The sequence below is a fragment of the Rhodanobacter ginsengisoli genome (genome assembly GCF_042657065.1).
Taxonomy (GTDB): Bacteria; Pseudomonadota; Gammaproteobacteria; order Xanthomonadales; family Rhodanobacteraceae; genus Rhodanobacter; species Rhodanobacter ginsengisoli.
Map to the genome: position 1 here is coordinate 253,387 of NZ_JBHSNF010000001.1, position 24,081 is coordinate 277,467.

20 protein-coding genes and 1 riboswitch are annotated in these 24,081 nt (G+C 65.7%); of the genes, 11 read left to right on the top strand and 9 right to left on the bottom strand.

Going from position 1 to position 24,081, the window contains the following annotated elements:
* Positions 1 to 89 precede the first annotated feature (89 nt).
* The 3 genes from ACFPPA_RS00990 to ACFPPA_RS01000 all read left to right on the top strand — a co-directional run bounded on the left by ACFPPA_RS00990 (position 90) and on the right by ACFPPA_RS01000 (position 3,622).
* Positions 90 to 1,145 (top strand): nitroreductase family protein, encoded by a 1,056-nt coding sequence (locus tag ACFPPA_RS00990; protein WP_377316382.1) that lies wholly within the window; start codon positions 90 to 92, stop codon positions 1,143 to 1,145.
* 580 nt (positions 1,146 to 1,725) lie between these two features.
* Positions 1,726 to 2,550: a PEP-CTERM sorting domain-containing protein gene (locus ACFPPA_RS00995; protein WP_377316384.1), complete on the top strand. Its 825-nt coding sequence runs from the start codon at positions 1,726 to 1,728 to the stop codon at positions 2,548 to 2,550.
* A gap of 187 nt (positions 2,551 to 2,737) precedes the next feature.
* Positions 2,738 to 3,622 (top strand): ThiF family adenylyltransferase, encoded by an 885-nt coding sequence (locus ACFPPA_RS01000; RefSeq protein WP_377316386.1) that lies wholly within the window; start codon positions 2,738 to 2,740, stop codon positions 3,620 to 3,622.
* Positions 3,623 to 4,072: 450 nt separating this feature from the next.
* Here the strand turns inward: ACFPPA_RS01000 and ACFPPA_RS01005 are convergent, their stop codons facing one another.
* The 3 genes from ACFPPA_RS01005 to ACFPPA_RS01015 form a co-directional block, all read right to left on the bottom strand.
* On the bottom strand, positions 4,073 to 4,663 hold the full coding sequence (locus ACFPPA_RS01005; protein ID WP_377316388.1) for a hypothetical protein: 591 nt from the start codon (positions 4,661 to 4,663) through the stop codon (positions 4,073 to 4,075).
* A 209-nt stretch (positions 4,664 to 4,872) separates the two neighbouring features.
* Positions 4,873 to 5,697, bottom strand: coding sequence for an NADPH-dependent 7-cyano-7-deazaguanine reductase QueF (queF, locus tag ACFPPA_RS01010; protein ID WP_377316390.1), 825 nt, complete (start codon positions 5,695 to 5,697; stop codon positions 4,873 to 4,875).
* A gap of 55 nt (positions 5,698 to 5,752) precedes the next feature.
* On the bottom strand, positions 5,753 to 6,760 hold the full coding sequence (locus ACFPPA_RS01015) for an aldo/keto reductase (protein ID WP_377316392.1): 1,008 nt from the start codon (positions 6,758 to 6,760) through the stop codon (positions 5,753 to 5,755).
* Positions 6,761 to 6,863: 103 nt separating this feature from the next.
* On the opposite strand from ACFPPA_RS01015, the gene ACFPPA_RS01020 reads away from it, so the two are divergent.
* A complete protein-coding gene (locus ACFPPA_RS01020) occupies positions 6,864 to 7,763 on the top strand; it encodes a LysR family transcriptional regulator (RefSeq protein WP_377316394.1) in 900 nt (299 codons plus the stop codon).
* A 27-nt stretch (positions 7,764 to 7,790) separates the two neighbouring features.
* Here ACFPPA_RS01020 and ACFPPA_RS01025 read toward each other — a convergent pair whose 3' ends face one another.
* On the bottom strand, positions 7,791 to 8,543 hold the full coding sequence (locus ACFPPA_RS01025) for a glutathione S-transferase family protein (RefSeq protein WP_377316396.1): 753 nt from the start codon (positions 8,541 to 8,543) through the stop codon (positions 7,791 to 7,793).
* 260 nt (positions 8,544 to 8,803) lie between these two features.
* Here ACFPPA_RS01025 and ACFPPA_RS01030 point away from each other — a divergent pair, with 260 nt between their 5' ends.
* The gene (locus ACFPPA_RS01030; RefSeq protein ID WP_377316398.1) at positions 8,804 to 11,164 is read left to right on the top strand and encodes a S9 family peptidase; all 2,361 of its coding nucleotides are present in this window, start codon (positions 8,804 to 8,806) and stop codon (positions 11,162 to 11,164) included.
* Positions 11,165 to 11,218: 54 nt separating this feature from the next.
* Here ACFPPA_RS01030 and ACFPPA_RS01035 read toward each other — a convergent pair whose 3' ends face one another.
* The 3 genes from ACFPPA_RS01035 to ACFPPA_RS01045 all read right to left on the bottom strand — a co-directional run bounded on the left by ACFPPA_RS01035 (position 11,219) and on the right by ACFPPA_RS01045 (position 14,659).
* Entirely contained in the window at positions 11,219 to 13,096 is a 1,878-nt protein-coding gene (locus tag ACFPPA_RS01035) for a M56 family metallopeptidase (protein WP_377316400.1), read from the bottom strand.
* Position 13,097: 1 nt separating this feature from the next.
* Positions 13,098 to 13,484: a BlaI/MecI/CopY family transcriptional regulator gene (locus tag ACFPPA_RS01040; RefSeq protein ID WP_377316402.1), complete on the bottom strand. Its 387-nt coding sequence runs from the start codon at positions 13,482 to 13,484 to the stop codon at positions 13,098 to 13,100.
* 149 nt (positions 13,485 to 13,633) lie between these two features.
* Complete coding sequence (locus ACFPPA_RS01045; protein ID WP_377316404.1) at positions 13,634 to 14,659, bottom strand: ribonucleotide-diphosphate reductase subunit beta; 1,026 nt, start codon at positions 14,657 to 14,659, stop codon at positions 13,634 to 13,636.
* 195 nt (positions 14,660 to 14,854) lie between these two features.
* On the opposite strand from ACFPPA_RS01045, the gene ACFPPA_RS01050 reads away from it, so the two are divergent.
* Positions 14,855 to 15,151, top strand: a complete 297-nt coding sequence (locus ACFPPA_RS01050; protein ID WP_377316406.1) for a GIY-YIG nuclease family protein — start codon at positions 14,855 to 14,857, stop codon at positions 15,149 to 15,151.
* A 102-nt stretch (positions 15,152 to 15,253) separates the two neighbouring features.
* Here ACFPPA_RS01050 and ACFPPA_RS01055 read toward each other — a convergent pair whose 3' ends face one another.
* Positions 15,254 to 17,569 (bottom strand): ribonucleoside-diphosphate reductase subunit alpha, encoded by a 2,316-nt coding sequence (locus tag ACFPPA_RS01055; RefSeq protein WP_377319415.1) that lies wholly within the window; start codon positions 17,567 to 17,569, stop codon positions 15,254 to 15,256.
* Between the two features lie 288 nt (positions 17,570 to 17,857).
* A riboswitch (cobalamin riboswitch) is annotated at positions 17,858 to 18,071 on the bottom strand.
* 138 nt (positions 18,072 to 18,209) lie between these two features.
* Positions 18,210 to 18,548, bottom strand: a complete 339-nt coding sequence (gene glnK, locus ACFPPA_RS01060; RefSeq protein ID WP_377316408.1) for a P-II family nitrogen regulator — start codon at positions 18,546 to 18,548, stop codon at positions 18,210 to 18,212.
* A 193-nt stretch (positions 18,549 to 18,741) separates the two neighbouring features.
* Here glnK and ACFPPA_RS01065 point away from each other — a divergent pair, with 193 nt between their 5' ends.
* The 5 genes from ACFPPA_RS01065 (at position 18,742) to ACFPPA_RS01085 (ending at position 23,984) form a co-directional block, all read left to right on the top strand.
* A complete protein-coding gene (locus ACFPPA_RS01065; protein ID WP_377319416.1) occupies positions 18,742 to 18,999 on the top strand; it encodes an accessory factor UbiK family protein in 258 nt (85 codons plus the stop codon).
* A 152-nt stretch (positions 19,000 to 19,151) separates the two neighbouring features.
* Positions 19,152 to 20,645 (top strand): YifB family Mg chelatase-like AAA ATPase, encoded by a 1,494-nt coding sequence (locus tag ACFPPA_RS01070; RefSeq protein ID WP_377316410.1) that lies wholly within the window; start codon positions 19,152 to 19,154, stop codon positions 20,643 to 20,645.
* Between the two features lie 102 nt (positions 20,646 to 20,747).
* Positions 20,748 to 22,580, top strand: a complete 1,833-nt coding sequence (locus tag ACFPPA_RS01075; RefSeq protein ID WP_377316412.1) for a cation:proton antiporter — start codon at positions 20,748 to 20,750, stop codon at positions 22,578 to 22,580.
* A gap of 96 nt (positions 22,581 to 22,676) precedes the next feature.
* The gene (locus ACFPPA_RS01080; protein WP_377316414.1) at positions 22,677 to 23,510 is read left to right on the top strand and encodes an SAM-dependent methyltransferase; all 834 of its coding nucleotides are present in this window, start codon (positions 22,677 to 22,679) and stop codon (positions 23,508 to 23,510) included.
* Between the two features lie 174 nt (positions 23,511 to 23,684).
* Positions 23,685 to 23,984: a hypothetical protein gene (locus tag ACFPPA_RS01085; RefSeq protein WP_377316416.1), complete on the top strand. Its 300-nt coding sequence runs from the start codon at positions 23,685 to 23,687 to the stop codon at positions 23,982 to 23,984.
* The last annotated feature ends 97 nt before the right edge of the window (positions 23,985 to 24,081 follow it).

The window sequence follows — 24,081 nt, forward strand, 5'->3', positions numbered from 1 at the left end:
TTTTGGTGGAGGCCTCTATCCCCGCGTATAGTGCCTGGGCGTGTTTTGCACCAAATCGCACGGTTTTAAAATATGAACGGGCGCGGGCCGTGAACCGACAGACAAAAGCAGCCATCCTGCGTGCGGGCATCGCAGCGCCCTCGGCGGATAATTCGCAGCCGTGGCGGTTTGCTTGGTCGGGCGACGACCTGGACCTTCGGATCGATGCGAGCCGAAGCGGCCGCGTATCCGATACCCGATATGTCCTCAGCGACCTGGCTGCCGGCGCGTGCCTGGAAAACATGATCATCTACGCCCGGTCGCTTGGTTATGTGGCGGACCTGCAGACCTTTCCGCGAGACGACGACGAACTATGGGTCGCCCGCATCCGTTGGCACCGCGATCCCGAGTGCGACCCGCACGAGCCGCTGGCTGGGGCCATCGAGCAGCGTCACACCGACCGCCGCTTCCCTTGGCGCGGCCCGATCACCACCGATATGCAGGCGCGCCTGGATGCCCAGGCCCGGCTGATTCCCGGGCAGCGGCTTTATTGGCCACAGACACCGCGCGAGAAGAAAACGGCACTCAACGTCATCAGGCAGGCCGAGACGCTGCGTTTCAGGAGCCCGACGCTGCACGCGGAGCTGTTTTCGAGTATCCGCTTTGCGGTGGGCTGGCACAGCGCCTGCGAGGAAGGCCTTGCACCCGCGACGTTGGCTGTGGAGCCACCGATGCGCCCGGTCTTTCAGGCGCTGCGTCGTCCTTCGGTGATGGCCATGTTCAACTGGTTGGGCGCGGCGTCCGTTCTGGGCCTGCGCTCGGCCTGGCTGCCGATCCGGCTGTCGCCCGGTCTCTGTCTGCTCGTCATTCCGTCCACGGCGCGATCCGATGTTCTCGCGGGTGGCCGCGCCTTGCAGCGTGTGTGGCTTGAGGCCACCCTGGCCGGGCTGTCAGTCCAGCCGTATGCGGCGGCGGGGATACTCAGCCTGGGATTTGTACCCGTCGAGCCAGTCTTTCAGCGGCCGCTCGCGCGCTTGAGTTCGGCTCTGGGCGCACTGTGCGCGCCGGGGCACGGGCTCGTGTTTTTACGGCTTGGCCACGCGGGATCAGCATCACGCGATCGCAGTGGGCGAAGGGGACTAGCCAGTTTCGGCGATTTCCAATAGCTGGACCGGATGCGATATTGGTTTGTGTGAGATGGCCACAGGCACTGCGCGACCTTGGTTATTCGCCCATCCGCCGCGGCCTGCCGCAGGCACCCGGCGATAGAGAGTCGAAATCGAAACACGCCGGTCCCGTATTCCCTTGCCTTCGGGGTTTCACGTCGCGAGGGCGAAGGACAGGTGTTTTCCCCCTGTGTCGGAATTCTTTACAAACGCAGCGTGTGGTCGGTGCCGTCGGATAAACGGTCACGTCAAAATGGCGACACGCGCCTTGAAAAAACAGGGTTTTCTACCTTAACGGCGAATCAGATCGTGCCGTCTCGCCGTGCACCACGCCATGCGTCCGCGGCATGTGGGCATGGGCGCGCGGTGTCCTATTCGATCACAGACATTCCATCGCGGCATGGCGTCGAAATACCTTACAAATATTGAGAAAATCCGACAGCCTTGAATGAACAATTCAATACAAAACAGCATGTTATGCGTATGGCATGCCTTTTGCCTTTCAGAATCTGCAAGGGCAGCGTCGATCCGGCGCCACTGCTGCAGTTGTCTGGATTGGTTCTCAATCGAGGAGAAAGTCATGTTGAAGAAGAAATTCATCAGAGCCGCACTCGCCTGCGCACTTGCGCTGGGTGCGTGGAGTGGATCGACGTTTGCAACTCCCATAAGTGTGGGCGGCGTCGTGTGGGACCCCAGCAGTCCGTTGGACCTGACCGTCCAGGCACTCAACTTCCGCGAATCGACCGTTACGAACGTCGGCGACGTGCTGACCGGTTACGGGGTGATTGGCTCGTTCAACGGGCAAAATGCGTCATACTTTTGCCCGGGTTGCGATCTCAACTTCACCTTCCAGTACACGGTGTCGAACATCACGGGTCCTCAGGTCGAGTTCAGTCCTGGCTCCATCAGCTTTTACGTTGACAACAGTAGTGGCTTCAATGTGCTGGATCCGACTACGGCCGGGATTGGTACGCCGTGGCTCACCTTGTCCGGCCATACAGGTTCGGTGCTTGGCTATGGAGGCACAGCGCAGCTTTTCTCCACGGTTGTTGGCACTGTTACAAATCCCCTGACTGGATCCAACGGAATCGGCTTTTTGGACGCGACCGGAGGTCCTGCGGCATCCTACTTCCAGACTCATACACAAGCCGACGGGCTGGGTGGATTCGCGGACTTTACGCTTAATTCGGAGTTCCTGTTTTCCCAATTCCAAAGGATAGGCTGTGGGACTCCGCCCTCGTCCGATCCGACCAATCCCTGCCATTATCCCATTACGGGAACGGCCACGTTGATCGGCAGATCCGTCGTACCTGAGCCGGGTGCAGCCGGTCTGTTGGGCCTCGGTTTGGCGTTCCTGGGACTCTTCACCTGGTGGCGCCGCAAAGAGGCTGAGCGGCTGTCATAGAGCGGGGTATCCCATGCATGCGGTTTGACGATTGATGGCGCCGCTTTCCGAAGCGGCGCCATTTTTCCGTGCGCTGCTTTCGTTGAACGGGTTCGCTGGCCAGTCGCGGTAATACGCCGCAAGCCAGCGTTATCGTGCCAGCTTGGCAACACAGCTCTGCATCCATGATGCCGAGGGTAAATGTCTCATGATGTCTGATGCACCGGTTTCAATTGAGCCGTTCGACTACGCCACGGCCTTCAGCCGGACGATTGGCTGGATAACCTCGACCGAACAGGCGAGGCTTCGTTCCAGGCGCGTGGCAATTGCCGGGCTCGGCGGGGTTGGCGGTAGCCATCTGTTGACCCTGACTCGACTCGGCATCCAGTCGTTCAACCTGGCGGATTTCGACCGTTTCGGCATGGAAAATTTCAACCGGCAGGCCGGGGCATTCCAGTCGACGATTGGCCAGCCCAAAGTCGACGTGGTGTCCCGGATCGCGCGGGATATCAATCCGGATCTGGACATCAACAAGTTTTCCGATGGCGTCACCGTCGACAACATGGAGCAGTTCCTGTCGGGGGTGGATCTGTACGTCGACGGGCTGGATTTCTTCGTACTCGATATTCGTGCCAAGCTGTTTGCTCTGTGTGCCGAGCGCGGCATTCCGGCGCTTACCGCGGCGCCGTTGGGCATGGGTGCTGCGGTGCTGGCGTTCCTGCCGGGCCAGATGACATTCGAAGAGTATTTCCGGCTGGAAGGCCGCCCGAAGAACGAGCAGTTGCTGCGCTTCATGGTGGGTTTGGCGCCTGCCGTGCTGCATCAAGGCTATCTGGTCGATCCCTCAGCGGTCGACCTGATCAACCAGCGGGGGCCGTCGACGCCCATGGCATGTGAAATCTGTGCCGGGATAGCCGGTACCCAAGCGTTGAAGATCCTGCTTGGCAGGGGCAAAGTGCTCGCGGCACCGCACGGCCTGCACTTCGATGCCTACCGCAACAAGCTCGTACACACGTGGCGGCCAGGGGGCAACAACAACCCGCTGCAACGACTGATGCTGTCCGTGGCCCGCCGCCGATTCATGCGCCAGTAAGCAGCACGCACAAACAAGCAGGCGAAGAAAAAATTCCGCTGGAGTGAGCTCCAACGGTCGCCGGATCAGGAAAATGCAATGGTCGCTCCTCCTGGCCGACCCCGACCTGTGCGCTTCGCCGCACTCATACCTCTTGATCGCGTCATTCCCGAGCAGACGTCGAGGTTCGTTTCATCTCTCAACGCGACCGTATGAGCTGACTGTCGATCGATGAATCGTGGATTTTGGCCTGGCTGTTGCCGCCTACGTGTCCAGTTCCGTAGCGAGACCCCGGATGCCTTTCTGATCTCCGAAGGGTGGTCGTGGGTTCGAATCCAGCCGAACGTGCCATTGCCGAATGCCTATCGCTCCAGATTGCCGTGACGATGACGGCTTGTGAACCGCCGCGCGTTGCCTTTGCGGCAACCAGCGCCAGGAAGGGTGCCTCTTTGCGCTGACAATGGGCGAACCTCAGTGTTTGCCGATCCGGAAATCCCGGCTGGCGACCGGCTTGCCATCCAGCGAAATCTCCACCTTGTACCTGCCTTCGGGCCACAGGTCGGGGTTCTGCACCTCGAACGTGGTGATGGCCGGGCCGTCGGTGGCGATCGACTGGCTGATGTTGCTGACCAGCTGGCCGGAGCCTTCCAGATAACTCCACTTGGCGTTGAGCGTGGCGCCGCCACTGCTGCCCTCGGTGGCCACGCTGGCATAGATGGTCTTGTCGTTGCTGGCGAAGCTGTTCGCGGCATGGGTCACCTGATGCTCGGCATTCACGTCACTGCCGACGGTCAGCCTGGCCACGGTCAGGGGGACGCTCACTGCGGCAGCCTCGGAGACGGCGACCGACGCGGCCGTCGCCACGCCGGTGGTGCCACTGCCGGCCACCGGTGTGGTCGCGGTGGTGGCTGCAGGCGCGGGCAGCATGGCCACGGGTGCGGTGCTGGCGGGGGCAGGGGTATCGTTCGGCGAGGCCGGCTCGCTCTTGCCGCAGGCACTGAGCAGCAGCAGGCCGGCCAGGGCGGCGCCGTGCAGCGCGGTGGTGCGAATGGAAGGTGTCATGGGAACTCCTGGGTCGATCGCGGGCGGGTGCCGCTGCGTGGCGACTGCCGCCGTCGTCGGGTGCTTGGGTCTGGCACCGAGGCTAGTGGCGTCGACATGAAGCGCCGATTACCGGGAGGCAACCCGGGGCCTGAACTTTCACGCCACCATGACAGGCGGGGTTGCGGGCCGTATCCGATCGCGCATCGCCGTCAGGCGGGCCGCGCGGGCTACTGGCGCACCGTGCGCGGGTTGCACGGCGTGGCTGGTGTGCTGCTGCGGAACGGATTGATGTCCAGCCCGCCGCGGCGGGTGTAGCGTGCGTACACGCTGAGCTGCTGCGGAGCGCAGCGCCGCATCAGGTCGACGAAGATCCGTTCCACGCATTGCTCGTGGAATTCGTCGTGGGTGCGGAACGAGACCAGATAGCGCAGCAGCCCGGCGTGGTCGATCGGCGCGCCGCGATAGGCGATCTGCACGCTGCCCCAGTCGGGCTGGCCGGTGACCGGGCAGTTCGAGCGCAGCAGGTGCGAAACGAGGGTTTCCGCCACCGGTTGCACGGACAGGTCGGCCAGCAGGAAATCGGCCTGCGGCGGACCGTAGTGGTCGATCTCGATGTCCTGCCGGTCGAGCAGCAGGCCGTCCAGGTCGACGGTGGGCAACGTGGCCGCGCGTGCCTCCGCCAGTTGCACGCTGACCACCGCACCCGCCGCGGCGGACAGGTCATGCATCAGGGTGGAAGTCAGCGTATCCGTGTCCGCGATGCGCTCCTGCGCGAAGCCATTCAGATACAGCTTGAATGACTTCGATTCGATGAGGTTCGGGGAAGCGGCGGGGATGCGGAACTCGGCCATCGCCACCACCGGCTTGCCGCGCGGATCGAGCCACGACAGCTCGTAGGCGTTCCAGATGTCCACGCCGTGGAACGGCAGCGGTTCGGCCACCTCGATTTCCGCGCGCTTGTCGGCGCGCGGTATCGGAAACAGCAGTCGGGGATCGTAGCGATCCGCGTAGATCGTGTTCTTGCCAAGCGGGGAGTGTTCGGGCGTGCTCATGCCGCGCAGTCTAACGGGTCCGGCGCCGCCCTCCGCGTGAACGGCGCCGGGGCACTCACGCGTTGACCAGCTGCATCCCCGCGCCGGGGTAGCGGGTGCCGGCGGCCACGTCGGGCGGGAACACCGCGTCGATGGTGGCCAGCTCGGCGGCGCTCAGCTGCACGTCGAGCGCCCCGAGGTTCTCATCCAGCCGCGAACGGTGCCGGGTACCGGGAATCGCCAGTACGTCGTCTCCTTGCGCCAGCACCCAGGCCAGCGCCAGCTGCGCGGGCGAGCAACCCTTGTCGGCGGCCAGGACCCTCACCTGTTCGACCAGCCGCAGATTGCGGGCGAAGTTCTCGCCCTGGAAACGCGGACTGGTGCGGCGGTAGTCGTCGGCGGCGAAGTCGTCCGGCGAGCGGATCGCGCCGGTGAGGAAGCCGCGTCCCAGCGGCGAGTAGGCGACCAGGCTCACGCCGTGGCGGCGGCAGGCATCGAGCATGCCGTTGGTCTGCGGGTCGCGCGTCCACAGCGAGAACTCGCTTTGCAATGCGGCGATCGGATGCACCTTGCAGGCACGCTCCAGCGTGGCGCCGGAAGCCTCGGACAGGCCGAGGTAACGCACCTTGCCGGCGGCCACCAGACCGGCCATCGCACCCACGGTGTCCTCGATCGGCACGTTCGGGTCGACGCGGTGCTGGTAGTACAGGTCGATGGTGTCGATGCCCAGGCGCTTCAGGCTGGCGTCGCAGGCGGCGCGCACGTATTCCGGGCGCCCGCTGATGCCGCGAACCGTCGGATCGGCGGGGTCGCGCAAGATGCCGAACTTGGTGGCGATGAAGGCCTGCTCGCGGCGGCCCCTGATCGCCTGGCCGACCAGTACCTCGTTGGTGTGCGGCCCATACATGTCGGCGGTATCGAGCAGGTTGAGGCCGCGGTCCAGCGCATGCCGGATGGTGGCGATCGACTCGGCATCGTCGCGCGTGCCGTAGAAATCGCTCATGCCCATGCAGCCGAGGCCGAGCGCGGAAACCCGGGGGGCCGGTGCCGTAGCGGTGCCTTTGCCGAGGGTGCGGGTCTGCATGATGTCGCTCCTGAGTGGAAGTGGAGGCCATGGTGCACCGCGACGGTGATTGGATAAATGCTCAATAATGGGAATGACCATTCAATTGTAGACAACAATCTCCATGGACCGCCTCGAAGCCATGCGGCTGTACACCCGGATCGTCGAGCTGGGCAGTTTCACCGCCGCGGCGAACGACCTGAGCCTGCCGCGCGCCACCGTGACCCACGCGATCAAGCGGCTGGAGGAACGGCTCGGCGCCCAGCTGCTGCAGCGAACCACCCGCCGCGTGCGCACCACCCGTGACGGCGAGACCTACTACGGGCATTGCCTGCGCCTGCTTGCCGACATGGACGAGGTCGAGACCGATTTCCGCGAGGCGCTGGTGCAGCCGAAGGGCCACCTGCACGTCGATCTTCCGGTGTCGCTGGCGCGGCTGCTGGTGATTCCCGCGTTGCCGGATTTCTTTGCGCGCTTCCCGCAGATCACGCTGGACATCGGCACCGGCGACCGCTTCGTCGACCTGGTACGCGAAGGCGTGGATTGCGTGCTGCGCGTCGGCGAGCTGGGCGATTCCGGCATGGTCGGCCGCCGCGTCGCGATGCTGCAGCAGGTGACCGTGGCCAGCGCCGGGTACGTGCGGCGACACGGCCAGCCCGATTCGCTGGCCGCGCTGCAGGACGGCCACCTCGCGGTGAACTGGGTCTCGCCGACGACCCGTCGTGCCGAGCCACTGGACTTCCTCGTCGGCCGCAAGCGGCGCGCGATCGCGCTGCCGGGTCGCGTCAGCGTCAGCGGCGTCGATGCCTACCTCGGCTGTTGCGAGGCGGGCCTGGGCATCGCGCAGATGCCGCGTTACCGGATCGCCGACGGGCTGAAGAGCGGCCGGCTGCGCGAGATCCTGCCGGCCTGTCCGCCGCCGTCGCTGCCGATGACCGTGCTGTACCCGCAGCAGCGGCAGATGCCGGCGCGGCTGCGGGTATTCGTCGACTGGCTGGTCGAACTGACCGCCGCGCAGCGCTGAGTCGTCGAGTCGTTGCCTTCTGAACGATCACGATTCCCTACGCAAACCGTGACGTGGCGTGGCAGTGCCCAGGGTGTCGCTGCACAGCGGCGCGCCGACCATGAGCAGCGCCTCGCGCTGCTCGGCCAGCGGCAGGCGCAGCATGCAGTCCTCGAAGCGGGCGAGTTTCTGGAAGGCCGGCAAGGCCTGCACCTGCGCCACCAGGGTGGCGCAGCGTGACCAGCGCGCCGGGTCGATCACGTAACGCACGAACGAGGCGGTGCGGAAGAAACTGGCGATGCTGATGTCGGCGATCGACAGCGTGCCGAACACGAAGCCGTCGTCGGGCAACTGGTTTTCCAGGTAATCCAGAGTGGCGGGAATTTCCACCTCGCGTGCCTGCTGCACTGTCGCCTGGTCGGTCTCCTCGTGGAACAGGTAGCGCTTGACCCCCAACTGGTAGAACAGGCGCCAGACCAGCACATCGGCCAGCCGGGTATCGCAGTACTCCTCCAGCCAGCGCGCCAGCGCGCGGTCGCCCAGGTCGGGCGGATACAGCATGGGGGTCGGGTACCGGTCCTCCAGGTACTGGCAGATCACCGACGAGTCGTTGAGCACGAAGCCGTCGTCGATCAGCACCGGGACACGCCGCAACGGACTGAGCTGCGAGAACTTGTCGTTGCCGACGAACGGCGCGATCGGATCGATTTCGTAGTCGAGCCCTTTCAGCTCGAGGCACACCAGCACCTTGCGCACGTAGGGCGAAAGATAGTTGCCGATGATTTTCAGGCGCGCGGACATCGCACGGCTCCCTGCGTCGCTGGGATGATCAGCCTGCATGTGCTGGCCGATCGGCGTCAAGCGACACGCCGGCGACGCAAGTTGCACCGGTGTCCCCGCAGGAAAATGCGCAGGCAGGCGGAGCGACCTCCCGCAGCGCGACCGGGTCCGGTGAAGCCGGCCAACCTGTGGCAGGGTCGGCCGGTAGCGTATCGCGCTAGCATGGCCGGCCGGCGCGCGCGTGGCCGCCGGCGCAACGGGATTTCCGAGGGGAGTGCAGGATGAGTTCGATGAACGGTACGTGGCGTCTGTCCGGCGCGTGGTTGGTGGGCCTGATTGCGGCGGGCCTGTGCTCGAGCGGGCTGGCGGCGCAGACGCGCGTGCTCACCGCGCAGGACTATGCGCGGGCGGAACGCTTCCTGCCGTACCGCACCCTGCCGCTGGTCGACCACGATGTGCAGAAGGTGAAGTGGCTGGACGATGGCCATTTCTGGTACCGCGACCACGACGCCGATGGCGACCATTTCATGCAGATGGATATCGCCGACGGCAAGGCCGCGCCTGCGTTCGACCAGGCGAAGCTGGCGTTCGCGCTGGGCAAGGCCGGCGGCCAGCCGGTCGACGCGAGCAAATTTCCGCACGCGTTCGACTACAGCGTGAAGCCCGACGGTCGGCTCGACGTCAGGCTCGACGACAAGCACTATCTGTGCGACCTGAAGGACGCCGGTACCTGCGAGGCGAAGGCCGGACACACCGGCAAGGACGCGGCCGCCGACGAACCCGGCGTGCTGTCGCCGGACGGCAAGTCCGAGGCGTTCATCCGCGACTGGAACCTGTGGCTGCGCGACGTGGCCAGCGGTCGGGAGACCCGGCTGACCAGCGACGGCGTGGAGGACTTCGGTTACGCCACAGACAACGCCGGCTGGAAGCACACCGACCACGCGATCCTCGAATGGTCGCCCGATTCCAGCCGCATCGCCACGTTCCAGCAGGACCAGCGCAAGACCGGCGAGATGTATCTGATCCGCACCCGGGTCGGTCACCCGGAGCTGCTGAAGTGGAAATATCCGCTGGTCGGCGACAAGCACGTGACGATGATCGAGCGGGTGATCATCGACGTGGCGGCGAAGAAAGTGGTGCGGCTGAAGATGCCGCCGGATCAGCACCGCTCGAGCCTGTGCGACGACGTCAGTTGCGGGCCGGATGGCGGCTGGGACGACGTGAAGTGGGCGCCGGATGGCAGCACCCTGGCGTTCGTCTCCACCTCGCGCGACCACCGGCACGAATGGTTCCGCATCGCCAATGCAACCACCGGCGCGGTACGCACCGTGTTCGATGAAGTCGTGCCGACCTGGTACGAAAGCGGCAACGGTGCGGTGAACTGGCGCTACCTGCCGGCCACGCACGAGGCGATCTGGTTCAGCGAGCGCAGCAACTGGGGCCAGCTTTACCTGGTCGACCTCGCCACCGGCAAGTTCAAGCATGCGATCACCCGCGGCGAGGGCAATGTCACCGAGGTGCTGAAGGTCGATCCGAAGACACGCACGGTGTGGTTCCGCGGCGTGGGTCGCACGCCCGGCGTGAATCCCTACTACCAGCAGTTCTGGAAGGTCAGCCTCGAGGGTGGTCAGCCGACCCTGCTCACGCCGGAGGCCGCCGACCACACCATCAGCCTGTCGCCCGACGGCAAGGCTTTCGTCGATGCGTACTCCACGCCGACCACCCCGCCGGTGACCGTGCTGCGCGACGCCGATGACGGGCACGCGCTGGCCACCGTGGCCCGCGCCGACATCAGCCGTCTGAAAGCATCGGGCTGGGTGCCGCCGATCCCGTTCACGGTGAAGGCGCGCGACGGCAAGACCGAGCTGTACGGGATGATGTTCAAGCCGACGAACTTCGATCCGTCGAAGAAGTACCCGCTCATCGACTACGTCTACCCGGGGCCGCAGACCGGTTCGGTACGGGGGCGCAGCTTCGCGCCCTCGCGCAGCGATCACCAGGCGATGGCCGAACTGGGCTTCATCGTGATCGCGCTCGATGGCATGGGTACGCCGTGGCGCTCCAAGGCCTTCCACGATGCCTACTTCGAGCACGTCGAGGACAACACCTTGCCCGACCAGGTCGGCGCGATCCGCCAACTGGCCGCGAAGTATCCCTGGGTCGACCTGGACCGCGTCGGCATCTGGGGCCACTCCGGCGGCGGCAATGCCACCGCGGGCGCGATGTTCCACTATCCGGACTTCTTCAAGGTCGGCTGGGCCGAAAGCGGCAACCACGACAACCGCGAGTACGAGGACGACTGGGCCGAGAAATGGCAGGGCCTGCTGGTCACCGGCAAGGATGGCAAGAGCAACTACGACGCCCAGGCCAACCAGGACTTCGCGCGGAACCTCAAGGGCCACCTGATGCTGACCTACGGCACGCTGGACGACAACGTGCCGCCGTCGAACACGCTGCTGGTGGTGCAGGCGCTGATCAAGGCGAACCGCGACTTCGACATGATCGCGATTCCCGACGTGCATCACGGCTATGCCGCCGCCACGCCGTACGTCACGCGCCGCCGCTGGGACTATTTCGTGCAGTACCTCGCCGGCGACACGCCGCCGAAAGCGTACGAGCTGAAGCCGTGGCCATGGCTCTGACCGCTTGAAACGGCGCCCTCGCCGGACGGTGTCCGGCGAGGGCGCCGGCTCCAGTCAGTGGGCGCTCACGGACTGCGCCACACCCTTGGCCAGCGCCTCGTCGAGCAGCTTCCGGATCTCGCGCTCGGCCCGGGCTTCCACCTCCTGCTGACGCTTGTCCATGGCGGCCTGCTGGCGATCGAGCGTGGCCTGCTTCTGCTCCAGCGCCCGCTGCTGTTCATCCAGCGCTTTCTGCACGACGTCCTGGCGGCGGTCCAGCTCGGCTTGCTGCGCCTCCAGTGCGCGGCGGCGTGCTTCGAGCGCCGGCTCGGCACCGGTGCGGCCGGCCGTCTCCTGCGCCAGCCTTGCCTGTTGTTGCGCCAGCGTGGCCTGCTCCTGCGCGAAGGCGCTGCTGCGGGCGGCCAGCCCGGCCTGGCGACCCGCGAACTCGCCCTGCCGGCCGGCCAGCCGACCCTGCTGGCTCGCCAGTTCGGTGAGCGGCCGGTAGATGGCGCGTGCGCGCTGGAGCATTGCCGGATCGCGGATCAGCCAGGCCTTGTCCCCACGGCGGAACCACAGCATCGGATCGTTCGTCCGGTGCAGCCGCTTCGCGGTGGCGAGGTCGCTGTCGTTACCGGTGATGGTGATCGAGTCGCCGTCGAACAGGGCGAAGCCATCGCGGGCGCTCGTCGAGGTATCGATGCTGACGTGATGCGCCGAAAAGCCACCGCTATTCGCCGGTGGTGCGGGTGGTGCGGGCGGAACCGGTGGCGGGCTTGCAACGGCGGGCAACGGAGGCAGCGGCGGCATGGGCGCTGGCGCCGGCGCGGGTGGAGCCGGCGGTGCGGGCGGTGCGGGCGGTGGCGTCTGCACGCTGCTCGCCGGCGCGTTCTTTCCCGCATCACTCGCGTCGGCCGCGGTCACCCGATAGGGCAGGGTGCCGGCCAACGCGATCAGTACCACCAGCAGCCAGCCGGATCGGCCCGGGCGCGGAGAAATTTCGGTTCGTTGCAACATGATCAGTCGCCTCTTCAGGGTACGGAACGACGAAGACGCCCCGGCCAGGCCGGAGTGCAGGGGATGGGCCACGCCCAGGCGCAGCAACAGCCGGGCATAGGCCTGCGGCTCGGTGCCCGGTTGCGCGAGGACCTGTGCATCGCAGGCCGCTTCGCGAGCGAGCGCGTACTCGCGAGTCGCCCACGCCACCAGCGGGTGGAAAAAGAACAGCCGTTGCGCGATTGCCGGAACCCAGCCGAGCCAGAGATCGCCGCGTTGCAGGTGGGCCAGTTCGTGCGCCAGCGCCAGGTGCGACTCCGCGGGGGTCAGTGCCTGGTCGGCGGGCAGCAGGACGGTGGGCTGCCGCAGGCCGATCACCTGGGGCGAGGTGATCGTCCGTGACACACGCAGCCGCGGACAGCGGCGCAGCCCCAGCAGGGTGGCTTCCCTGGTGCACCGCGCCTGCATCGCCGGGTCTGTCAGCGGCATCGATTCGCGCAACAGGGTACGCGTCTGCGTCCACTGCCGGATCGTGCGCGGTAACTGGGCCAGCAGGCCGGCCAGCCACAACAGCGCCAGCAACAACCGGCCATGCAGTGAGGGTCGCCGGGGCTCGGCTGCGGCGGGCATCGATGCGTGGTCCGACCGTGCCACCCGGACCGTCGGGGGTCGCACCCGCACGGGCGCCAGTTCGGTCAGCGGGGCGACTGCATCGGCGGCGCTGATCCGCTGGACCGCGGGCGGCGACAGCAGCGCCAGTTGCAGTGGTGCATGCCAGCACAGGCCGACGAGCAGTTGCAGGCCGACCAGCCACCACAAGGTGCAGCGCATCGCCGCGGACAGCCGCGGCAGCAGACGGATCAGCAACGCCACCAGGGCGATCAGCACGACCGCCTGCACGGAGGTCCAGCCGAGCCGGCTCAGCAGCATGCTGGCAAGATCATCGAGGGCTTGCATCTCAGGACTCCCTGCGCCGGGTCTGCAGTTGCGCGACCAGCGCTTCCAGTTCGGCCAGTTCACTGTCGCTGACCTCGGCGCTCTCCGACAGCCACGCCACGAAGGGTGATACCGAGCCGCTCAGGGTCTTCTCGACAAAGCTGCCCACGGCGCTGCGCATCGCTTCGCCGGGTGCGGTGGCGGCGCTGTAGCGGTACATGCCCCGGAGCTGGCGCCGCCGCAGGTAACCCTTGCTGCGCAGGCGCTCCATCATCGTGAGCACGGTGGAGCGGGCCAGCCCGCGGGGCTCGCCGAAGCCGCTGGCGACCTCGCCCACGGAGGCGCTTGGGTATTCGGCAAGGTAATGCAGGAGCGCGAGCTCCTGATCACCGATCGTCGGCTTGGGCATGGCGGACATCACGTTTGACTACAGGTGTAGTCAAACTACGCCATGACTACACCTGTAGTCAAGATGTCCGTCGACGGACGCCCCGACCAGCCCGCCGCCCCTCGCTGTCTCCCCGAAGGATGCGGCGCGTCGGTCGGCATCGGCGGATTTCAGAACGCCATGTCGAACGCCACTTCGCCCTGCACGCCGACCTGGTAGGCCGAGACGCGGCGCTCGAAGAAGTTGGTGACTTCCTGCACGTCCTGCAGGTCCATGAAGTCGAACGGGTTCTTCGCGCCGTATTTCCTCGGCATGTCGAGCTGGGCAAAGCGCTGGTCGGCGCAGTATTCGAGGTACTGGCGCATGTCCCTTGCCGACAGGCCGGCGACGCCGCCGGAGAGCACGTCCTCGGCGAACAGCGTTTCGCAGGCGATCGCCTCTTCCATCATGGCTTCGATCTCGGCGCGCATGCCGTCGTCGAACAGTTCCGGCTCCTGCTCGCGTACCGTGCGCACCACCTCGAACGCGAACGTCATGTGGCCCGACTCGTCGCGGAACACCCAGTTGGTGCCGGCTGCCAGGCCATGCAGCAGGCCGCGCGAGCGCAGGAAATAGACGTAGGCGAACGCGGCGTAGAAGAACAGCCCTTCGATGCAGGCGGCAAAGCAGATCAGGTTGAGCAGGAACTGCCGCCGCTGTTCGCGCGTATCCAGCCGGGCGAGGTGCTGGATCGAGTCGATCCACTTGAAGCAGAACTCGCCTTTGGCGCGGATCGAGGGAATGTTCTCGATCGCGGCGAAGGCCTTGTTGCGTTCGGCCGGATCGGGAATGTAGGTGTCGAGCAGGGTGAGGTAGAACTGCACGTGCAGCGATTCCTCGTACAGCTGGCGCGACAGATACATGCGCGCTTCCGGCGCGTTGATGTGCTGGTACAGGTTCAGCACCAGGTTGTTCGAGACGATGGTGTCGCCGGTGGCGAAGAACGCCACCAGCCGCTGGATCAGGTGGCGGTCGGCCGGCGACATCTTCGCGGCCAGGTCGCTGGTGTCGGTCGAGAAATCCACCTCCTCCACGGTCCACGTATTGCGGATCGCATTGCGATACATCTCGTAGAAACCGGGATAGCGCATCGGGCGCAGGGTGAGGTTGTAGCCGGGATCGAGCAGGTGCGTGCTGTCAGTGGGTCGTGAATGCATGGGGTTTCCCGAAAAGTGTTACAGCCGTGGGGTGTTGTGGTTTTGACCGTCATCCCAGCGAACGCTGGGATCCAGTGACTTTGGTCTTCATCGCAATGTCTTGTAGGGCAACGGCTCTGGATTCCAGGGTTCGCTGGGATGACGCGCTCTTCATTGATATGTTTCCAGGTATCTGACCCGCGTGGATGGTGTCGCATGCAAGAAAGAAATCCATGCGTCTATATCCTTGCCAGTCATCGCAACGGCACGCTCTACGCTGGCGTCACATCGAACCTGCCGGCTCGGATCTGGCAACATCGGAACAACGTGGTCGAGGGCTTCACTCAACGTTATTGCGTGCATGACCTGGTCTGGTTCGAGATGCACGAGACCATGAATTCGGCAATCGCCCGCGAGAAGGCGATCAAGGCGTGGAGGCGTGCGTGGAAAATCGAGCTCATAGAGAAGTCCAATCCGTATTGGCGAGACCTGTACCTGCAGGTTTGCGGTTGAGTCCATCAACCCTCACAGTCATCCCAGCGCCTCTGGTCCACTTGACGCAACGGCGCTGGATCCCAGCGTTCGCTGGGATGACGAAGTTGAGGTGAGAGGGTTCTACTGACACGCCTCGCAGTACTCGGGGTTCTCGAGAGAGCAAACCACCGCAGCACTTGCTTGAGCCTGGTCCGACACCGTGGTCTTGCTGATCTTCGTCGCCGGTCGGGAGCGCAGGTAATACGTGGTCTTGATGCCGGCCTTCCACGCGTACATGTACATCGAGCTGAGCTGGCCGATGTTCGGGTTTTCCATGAACAGGTTCAGCGACTGGCTCTGGTCGATGAAGGCGCCACGGGCGGCGGCCAGTTCGATCAGCGCTTTCTGCGGCAGCTCCCACACGGTGCGGTAGATCGCACGCAGGCGTTCGGGGATCGCGACGATGCCCTGGATCGAGCCTTCCGCCAGCTTGATCGCATCGCGGATGTCGGACGTCCACAGCCCCAGCGCCTTCAGCTCGTCGGCGAGGTAGCGGTTGACCTGCAGGAAGTCGCCGGACAGCGTCTCGCGCTTGAACAGGTTGCTCACCTGCGGCTCGATGCATTCGTAGCAGCCGGCGATCGAGGCGATCGTGGCGGTGGGGGCGATCGCGATCAGCAGCGAGTTGCGCAGGCCGTGGGCGCCGATGCGTTCGCGCAGCGCATCCCAGCGGGCGCGGTCGTGCGGCGCGGCGTCGGGCCAGTAGTCGAACTGCAGTTCACCGCTGGCCGCGCGGCTTTCGGCGAAACCCGGATGCGCGCCCTCGGTCTCGGCCAGTTCGCACGACATGCCCAGCGCGTGGAAATAGATCTCCTCGGCGATGCGGCTGGACAAGGCCAGCGCCTCGGCCGAATCGAACGGCAGGCGCAGCTTGAAGAACACGTCCTGCAGGCCCATCACGCCCAGTCCGACCGGGCGCCACTTCATGTTCGCCGTGCGCGCGGTCTCGATCGGATAGAAGTTGAGGTCGATCACCCGGTTGAGCTGGCGCACGGCGGTGCGCACGGTGGCGGCGAGTTGCCCGAAATCGAAGGCGCCGTCGACCACGTGCCGGGCCAGGTTCACCGATCCGAGGTTGCATACCGCGGTTTCGCTGGCCGAGCTGACTTCGAGGATCTCGGTGCACAGGTTGGACAGATGGATCACGTTCTGGGGTTTGGCCGTCTGATTGCTGGTGGCGTTGCAGCGATCCTTGAACGTCATCCAGCCGTTGCCGGTCTGCGCCAGCGTGCGCATCATGCGCGCGTAGAGCTCGCGCGCCTTCACGGTCCTCACGGCCAGTCCGTTCGTCTCCGCTTCGCGGTAGGCCTGGTCGAAGCTGTCGCCCCAGCTGTCCACCAGCTGCGGCACCACCTTCGGATCGAACAGCGACCAGTCGCCGTCGCCCTCGACCCGGCGCATGAATTCGTCGGGAATCCAGTTGGCGATATTGAGGTTGTGCGCGCGGCGGGCATCGTCGCCGGTGTTGTCGCGCAGCTCGAGGAAGTCCTCGATGTCGGCATGCCACGATTCCAGGTACACGCAGGCCGCGCCCTTGCGCTTGCCGCCCTGGTTCACCGCGGCGACCGAGGCGTCCAGCGTCTTCAGCCACGGCAGCAGGCCGTTGGAATGGCCGTTCGTGCCCTTGATCAGCGAGCCACGCGAGCGCACCCGGGTGTAGGCCAGGCCGATGCCGCCGGCGAACTTGCTCAGCTTGGCCACGTCCGCGTACTTGTCGTAGATGGACTCCAGCGAATCGAGCGGCGAGTCGAGCAGGTAGCACGAGCTGAGCTGCTCGTGACAGGTGCCGGCGTTGAACAGGGTGGGCGAGCTGGCGAGGTATTCCAGCGATGACAGCAGCCGGTACAGCTCCAGCGTTTCGGCGATGTCGTTGCCGCCCAGCGCGCAGGCGATGCGCATGAAGAAATACTGCGGCGTCTCGATCACGAAGCGCTGTTGCGGGTGGCGCAGGAGATAGCGGTCGTACACCGTGCGCAGTCCGAAGTACTCGAAGCGGCGACCGGCCAGCGGGTCGATGGCGTCATTCAGTTTGCGCGCGTTGGTCGTCACGAAATCGCGCAGCCGATCGTTGAGGATGCCCAGCTCGGCGCCGCGTACGACCGACTGCGAGAAGCTCTGGATTTCCTGTCCGCTGACCTCCTTGTCGATGTACGCACCCAGCAGGCGCGCAGCCAGCTGGCCGTATTCGGGTTCTTCGGCGGTCAGCGCGGCAGCGGTGCGGATCGACAGCTGGTCCAGCTCCTGCGTGGTGGCGCCGTCGTACAGGCCGCCGATGGTCTTCAGCGCCACGCGCAGCGGATCGACTGCGTGCAGGCCGTCCGTGCTGCGGGTCACCGCTCGCACGATCTTGTTGACGTCGACAGTCTCCTGGCCGCCGTTGCGCTTGGTCACGCGCATCTGGCCGGGGTGGTGGGGCGGGGTCAGTGCGAAGGATGTTTCGGGCAAGCGCGCTGACGATGCATCGTCAACGGCGGTGCGGTGATCGGCGCGCGCGACGGTGCGCTCGCGCTCGGCGGTATCGAGGGGTTGCATGGCTGGTGGCTCCCGGCATGGACATCAAACGCCTGCTCCCGCGCGCAGGGCCTGAAGCGATGGATTCCGGGAACGACACACAACGCAGACGCCTGGCGGCCGACGGCATTGCGACGTGCCTCCCCGCGGAAGCCATCACTACGCATCGGGCACGTTCATCCCGATGTGCCGGCAGGTCTTCGGACTTGCGGACATGGATCTTGCGATCCGCCTACTTGTCCCCGCTTCCCAGCCGCCGAGGGCCAGTGCGTGTGGGGACGTTCGTTTCCGCTCTACCGCTGCGGGGCAGTTCCGGAGTTACACCGGATTCCCTTTTAAGCCCGACCGATGTCGCATCTGGTCGGGCACCGACGGGCACAACATATCGGGTGGGCGGGGCGTGGTCAACCCAACACGTTGTGGGTGAGTCGGAGAGCCACCGGGCAGGGGCGAGCCCTCGCGGCGATGCCGACGAGTCGATGATTGGGGCTGCGACGGGGTACCGGATGGAGTGCCGGGCTCCGTTTCAGAGCGCGTCGTGATCCAGTTCGCCGGTGCGGATACGGATGACCTGCTCCAGCGTGCTGACGAAGATCTTGCCGTCGCCGATCTTGCCGGTGCGCGCAGAGTGCTGGATCGCTTCCACCACCCGATCGAGCTGGTCGTCGGCGATCGCCACTTCCAGTTTGATCTTGGGTAGGAAATCGACGACATACTCGGCGCCGCGATACAGCTCGGTATGGCCTTTCTGGCGCCCGAAGCCCTTCACTTCGGTGACGGTGACGCCCTGGACGCCGACGTCGGCCAGCGCCTCGCGTACATCGTCCAGCTTGAACGGCTTGATGATCGCCACGACCAGTTTCATGGAGAGTTCCTTGAATCGACAGGCATTGGCACGACGGGCCGTGCAGAATCGCCATTCTGCCTGCCCGGCCCGGCGTTGTCGCCTGATCGGCGTCGGTGTAGGACAATCCCTACAGTTTCTGACGGAGCAACCCGATGGCGCCTGCAATTTCCGTTCATCTAGTATTTACCTCGACGAGTGCGAGGCGCTGTCCATGATGGATAGGCAGGATATCGATCAGATTGCCCTGCGGCTTGTGTCGTTGGTACCGCCAGGGTTGGCACAGGCGCAACAGGATTTGCGAGCCAACTTCCAGGATGTTCTGGCGCAGGGATTGCGCCGCCTCGACCTGGTCACCCGCGAAGAATTCGAAGTCCAGTCTCAGGTGCTGGCGCGTACCCGCGCCAAGGTCGACGAATTGGAACAGCGCGTCGCCGAACTCGAGGCTGTCGTGTCTGCCCGCGGGAGCTAGCGACAACCAATCTCCCGGGAGCCGCCTCCGATCCGTCACCCTCACCCCGAGAACGATCGGGGGCGGTTATTTATCCAGCGCTGCTGATGGAGTCGCTTGATGTCCTTGCATATCAGCGAACCCACTTCCCTGCGTCAGCAACCCGCGGTCGCATGAGTCTTGCGGTTACCCTCAGTCGCGCCCAGGAAGGCATCGCCGCGCCGCAGGTGATGGTCGAGGTGCATCTCTCCGGCGGCCTGCCGTGCACGAATATCGTGGGCCTGCCCGAAGCGGCGGTGCGCGAAGCGCGTGATCGCGTAAGGGTGGCGATCCAGAACACCGCGTTCGAATACCCCAATCGCCGTGTCACGGTGAACCTGGCGCCGGCCGAGCTGCCCAAGGACGGTGGCCGTTTCGACCTGCCGATCGCGCTGGGCATCCTCGCTGCCAGCGGGCAGGTGCCGCGCGACAAGCTGGACGATTGCGAATTTCTCGGCGAGCTTGCCCTGACCGGTGCGCTGCGCAGCGTTTCCGGTGTGCTGCCGGCCTTGCTGCGGGCGCGGGCGCGTGGTCGGCGCGTGGTCGTGCCGCGCGAAAATGCCGCCGAGGCCGCACTGGTATCGGATGTGGATGTGCGGGTGGCCGATACGCTGGCCGAGGTCTGCGGCTGGCTGCGCGGGGCGCATGAACTGTCGGTGCCGCTCGGCCTCCCCAGCGATGGCGGTGCCCATGACGGCCCGGATCTGGGTGACGTGCGCGGGCAATTGCAGGCCCGTCGTGCGCTGGAGATCACCGCCGTGGGCGGTCATCACCTGCTGCTGATGGGGCCGCCGGGTACCGGCAAGACCATGCTGGCCGAGCGCCTGCCCGGCATTCTGCCGCCGCTGTCGGAGTCGGAGGCGCTGGAGACCTGCGCAGTGTTGTCGGTGGCGGGCCAGACCACCGACCTCGCGCGCTGGCGGCGGCGTCCCTTTCGCTCGCCCCACCACACGGCGTCGGCGGTGGCGCTGGTGGGCGGCGGCTCGTATCCGCGTCCGGGCGAAATCTCGCTGGCGCACAACGGCGTGCTGTTCCTGGACGAATTGCCGGAGTTCAGCCGGCACGTACTGGAGGTGCTGCGCGAGCCGATGGAATCGGGCCACATCATGATTTCCCGGGCGGCACGGCAGACCACCTTTCCGGCCCAGTTCCAGCTGGTGGCCGCGATGAATCCCTGCCCATGCGGCTACGCCGGCGCCCCGCGCTGCCAATGCACGCCCGATCAGATCAAGCGCTACCGATCGCGCATTTCCGGGCCGCTGCTCGACCGCATCGATCTCTGCGTGCAGGTGCCGCCGGTGCCGTTGACCGAGCTGGGGACCCCGCGCGGCGAGCGCGACGAGGATTCCGCCACGGTGCGCATCCGCGTGCTCAAGGCGCGGCGGCAGTCGCTGATGCGGGCGGGACGACCGAACGCGGAGATCAGTACCCGCGAGCTGGAGCGCGATTGCGCGCTGGGGCCGGCGGAACGACGCTGGTTCGAATCCGCGCTGGAGCGACTGGGCCTGTCCGCGCGTGCCTACCATCGCGTGTTGCGGGTCGCCCGCACGATTGCGGATATCGACGGTGGCGCCGCGCTGCTGGAGCGTGAGCATCTTGCCGAAGCCCTGCAGTATCGGCGGCTGTAGACGCCACTTCGGTGGCCCGATGCCGCGGACGATCGTCACCGACTGGACGCCGGCGGAGGTGCATGCTCTGATCGCAGGTTGATGCTCGCCTGGGGGACGTTGATGACTATCGAGCTCGGCCTGATGTTGGCCGCCCTGCTGATGACCGGCTTTCTGGCGCAGTGGCTGGCCTGGAGGGTCAAGCTTCCGGCGATCCTGTTCCTGTTGCTGGCGGGGATACTGCTGGGGCCGGTGGGCGGCGTGCTCGATCCGGACCAGCTGCTGGGCGAGCTGCTGTTTCCGGTGGTGTCGCTGGCGGTGGCGTTGATCCTGTTCGAGGGCAGCCTGACCCTGCGCTTCCACGAGCTGCCCGGGATCGGCAGGGCGGTGCGTGGGCTGGTCACTTACGGCGCGGTGACCACGCTGCTGTTGCTGGCCTGGGCCGCGCATGCCATCGCTGGACTGAGCTGGCCGATCGCCTTGTTGTTCGGCGCGCTGGGCTGCGTGACCGGGCCGACGGTGATCGCGCCGATGCTGCGCACGTTGCGGCCGAACGAGCGGATCGCCAACACCCTGCGCTGGGAAGGCATCGTGATCGACCCGCTCGGCGCATTGTTCGCGGTGCTGATCTTCGAAGCGGTCGTTTCGAGACAGCAGGGTCACACGCTCGGCGTGTTCGTGGCCACGCTGGGCGTGGGCATGCTGATCGGAGCGGCGGCAGCCTGGCTGGCGGCGTTCCTGCTGCGCCGGCAGATGATCCCCGAATACCTGCAGAACTACGCGGTGCTGGCCACGGTGCTGCTGGCCTTCAGCGTCTCCAACACGCTGACCCACGAGTCGGGCCTGCTGGCGGTCACCGTCATGGGCATCGCGCTGGGCAACATGCGCGGCGTTCACATCGACGACATCATGGATTTCAAGGAGAACATCACCACCGTGCTGGTGTCGGTGCTGTTCATCCTGCTGGCGGCGCGGCTGCACTGGCCGTTGCCGCCGGGCATGTTGCTGGGCGGCATCGCGCTGTTCGCGGTGGCGCAGTTGCTGGTGCGGCCGTTGACGGTGGCGCTGTCCAGCATCGGCAGCGGGCTGAGCTGGCGCGAGCGCGCGCTGATCGGCTGGGTGGCGCCGCGCGGCATCGTCGCCGCCTCGGTCTCGGCACTGTTCGCCTTGCGCCTGGACGCGCTGCACGTGCCCGGTGCCGACGTGCTGGTGCCGCTGGTGTTCATCCTGATCATCGGCACCGTGGTCCTGCAGAGCGCCACCGCCCGGCCGCTGGCCTTGTGGTTGAAGGTGGCCGAGCCGGAGCCGCGCGGGCTGCTGATCTTCGGTTCCGACGGGGTGGCCCGGGCGATCGGCAAGGCATTGACCGAAGCCGGTTTCCGTGTGGTGCTGGCCGACGATTCGTGGGATGACATCCGGCTGGCGCGGATGGAGGGGCTGAACACGTTCTTCGGCAATCCGGCCTCGCCCCATGCCGAGCGCTATCTGGATCTCACCGGCATCGGGCGTCTGCTGGCGCTGTCCACCCACCGCGAGCGCAACTCGCTGGCCTGCGTGCACTACCGGCAGGAGTTCGGTCGCGACAAGGTCTATCGCCTGCGCAACCTGAGCCCGCTGGAAAATACCGATCGCGCCGCGCTGGCCGGCAATCTGCTGGCGCCGCCGTTGTTCGACGAGCAGATGACCCACGGGCGCTTCGCCGAGATGCTCCACCAGGGCTGGCGTATCAAGACGACCCGGCTCAGCAGCACGTTCGACTGGCCGCATTTCATCGAGCAATACGGCTCGACCAGCGTGCTGCTGTTCGGCGTGGAAGAGAAGGGCGCGCTGCGGGTGGTCTCATCCAAGCGTGAACTGGAACCTCGGCCGGGCTGGACGGTGATCGCACTGGTGCCGCCAGGCAGCGTGCAGGAGACCCGGCCGGGTGATCTTGCCGCCGGATCTTCGCACCACTGACCGTCGCGTAGAGGTTCACCGGCACGTGCCCTCGACACACCTTGCGCGTTTTACATGTCCACCGTCGCAACACGGAATACCTTGATGAGTACAAACATGGCGCCTGAACCAGCAATCGCGAGGCAACGCGGGAGCATCGCCTGCGTCGGTCTCGGCATGACCCTGGGCTCGCATCTCGGCCCGCTGGCGCGCAGTCATATCGAACAGGCGGACGTGGTATTCGCCGCGCTCTCCGATGGCATCGTGGAAATGTGGCTGGAAGGCATGCACCCGGACGTACGCAGCCTGCAGCCGTATTACGGCCAGGGCGACAAGTCACGCCTGCTCACCTACCGCGAGTGGGTCGAGGTGATGATGGCCGAGGTGCGCGCGGGCAGGAAAGTCTGTGCCGTGTTCTACGGCCATCCCGGCATATTCGCCTGGTCGCCGCATGAAGTGATCAAGGTGGCGCGCGCGGAAGGCTACCGGGCGCACATGGAGCCGGGCATCTCCGCCGAGGATTGCCTGTATGCCGACCTCGGCATCGACCCGGGGCGCTACGGCTGCCAGCATTACGAAGCGAGCCAGTTGCTGTTCTGCGAGACCCCCCTCAATCCAGGGGCCTATCTGGTGCTGTGGCAGGTGGGGCTGGTGGGCGACCGCTCGTTGAAACGATTCTCCACCGGGCCCGAATACCGTCAGGTACTGGTCGACGTGCTCGAAAAAGACTACCCGCTCGATCATGAGGTGATCATCTATCGTGGCGCGACCCTGCCGATCCAGCGGCCCCGCGTCCGCCGCGTGGCCCTGCGCGATCTGCCGGCAACGGACGTGAGCGCCGAGGAAACCGTGATCCTGCCACCCGCCTCGGCGCTGCGCCCGAGCCGGGTCGTACGGGAGCGACTGGCGGTGCTGGATCGGGCTCGGGAGGCCCCGGGCCAGACGAGCTGAAGCTCGGCGCAGGCCGCTTGGGCAGGTGGTAGGCTCAGTGCCAACGTCAGGGGGCGTCCCGTGATGAAGAGCATCGGAGCCTCGCCCCATCGCAAGGAATGTCTCTCGCCATGGGATGACTTGATCTTCCTTGGCGTGACAGGTAATTCATCGACAACGAAAACGGGGGGTGACATGAGCAATACCATCGAGCTGCTGGAAGTCATTGGTAAAGATGCGTCGCTTCGTCACGCGTCCGGAGAGGACCTGTCGCAGGCCTTGAGTGGATTGCAGGCCAGCGAGGGGCTCAAACGGGCGGCTATCTCGGGTGATGACGGTCCGCTGGTAAAGGAGCTTGGCCACAGGGACATCAAGGGGCCTAATCACGTGAACCAGAATCACGGCCCTTGCCATGATGATGACGGCAACGACGGTGGAAAGGATCACGACAAGGACGATGGCAAGGATCATGGTGTCCCGGGAATGCCAGAGTGATAGTAATCGAGGCGCGTCCCATCCATTGGCTCGCTGAGCTTTAGCGCGGCCAACCGCTCATGCAAAGCGTCGCACCAAGTGCCATTGCAGGACGAGC

Excerpts from the sequence above, each read along its gene's own strand:
- ACFPPA_RS01030 (WP_377316398.1), top strand. The coding sequence starts at position 8,804 with ATGAGTTCGATGAACGGTACGTGGCGTCTGTCCGGCGCGTGGTTGGTG.
- ACFPPA_RS01015 (WP_377316392.1), bottom strand. The coding sequence starts at position 6,760 with ATGCAGACCCGCACCCTCGGCAAAGGCACCGCTACGGCACCGGCCCCC.
- ACFPPA_RS01080 (WP_377316414.1), top strand. The coding sequence starts at position 22,677 with ATGGCGCCTGAACCAGCAATCGCGAGGCAACGCGGGAGCATCGCCTGC.
- ACFPPA_RS01025 (WP_377316396.1), bottom strand. The coding sequence starts at position 8,543 with ATGTCCGCGCGCCTGAAAATCATCGGCAACTATCTTTCGCCCTACGTG.
- ACFPPA_RS01020 (WP_377316394.1), top strand. The coding sequence starts at position 6,864 with ATGGACCGCCTCGAAGCCATGCGGCTGTACACCCGGATCGTCGAGCTG.
- ACFPPA_RS00995 (WP_377316384.1), top strand. The coding sequence starts at position 1,726 with ATGTTGAAGAAGAAATTCATCAGAGCCGCACTCGCCTGCGCACTTGCG.
- ACFPPA_RS01000 (WP_377316386.1), top strand. The coding sequence starts at position 2,738 with ATGATGTCTGATGCACCGGTTTCAATTGAGCCGTTCGACTACGCCACG.
- glnK (WP_377316408.1), bottom strand. The coding sequence starts at position 18,548 with ATGAAACTGGTCGTGGCGATCATCAAGCCGTTCAAGCTGGACGATGTA.
- ACFPPA_RS01075 (WP_377316412.1), top strand. The coding sequence starts at position 20,748 with ATGACTATCGAGCTCGGCCTGATGTTGGCCGCCCTGCTGATGACCGGC.
- ACFPPA_RS01050 (WP_377316406.1), top strand. The coding sequence starts at position 14,855 with ATGCAAGAAAGAAATCCATGCGTCTATATCCTTGCCAGTCATCGCAAC.
- ACFPPA_RS01035 (WP_377316400.1), bottom strand. The coding sequence starts at position 13,096 with ATGCAAGCCCTCGATGATCTTGCCAGCATGCTGCTGAGCCGGCTCGGC.
- ACFPPA_RS01085 (WP_377316416.1), top strand. The coding sequence starts at position 23,685 with ATGAGCAATACCATCGAGCTGCTGGAAGTCATTGGTAAAGATGCGTCG.
- ACFPPA_RS01070 (WP_377316410.1), top strand. The coding sequence starts at position 19,152 with ATGAGTCTTGCGGTTACCCTCAGTCGCGCCCAGGAAGGCATCGCCGCG.
- ACFPPA_RS01005 (WP_377316388.1), bottom strand. The coding sequence starts at position 4,663 with ATGACACCTTCCATTCGCACCACCGCGCTGCACGGCGCCGCCCTGGCC.
- queF (WP_377316390.1), bottom strand. The coding sequence starts at position 5,697 with ATGAGCACGCCCGAACACTCCCCGCTTGGCAAGAACACGATCTACGCG.
- ACFPPA_RS01040 (WP_377316402.1), bottom strand. The coding sequence starts at position 13,484 with ATGCCCAAGCCGACGATCGGTGATCAGGAGCTCGCGCTCCTGCATTAC.
- ACFPPA_RS01065 (WP_377319416.1), top strand. The coding sequence starts at position 18,742 with ATGATGGATAGGCAGGATATCGATCAGATTGCCCTGCGGCTTGTGTCG.
- ACFPPA_RS01055 (WP_377319415.1), bottom strand. The coding sequence starts at position 17,569 with ATGCGCGTGACCAAGCGCAACGGCGGCCAGGAGACTGTCGACGTCAAC.
- ACFPPA_RS01045 (WP_377316404.1), bottom strand. The coding sequence starts at position 14,659 with ATGCATTCACGACCCACTGACAGCACGCACCTGCTCGATCCCGGCTAC.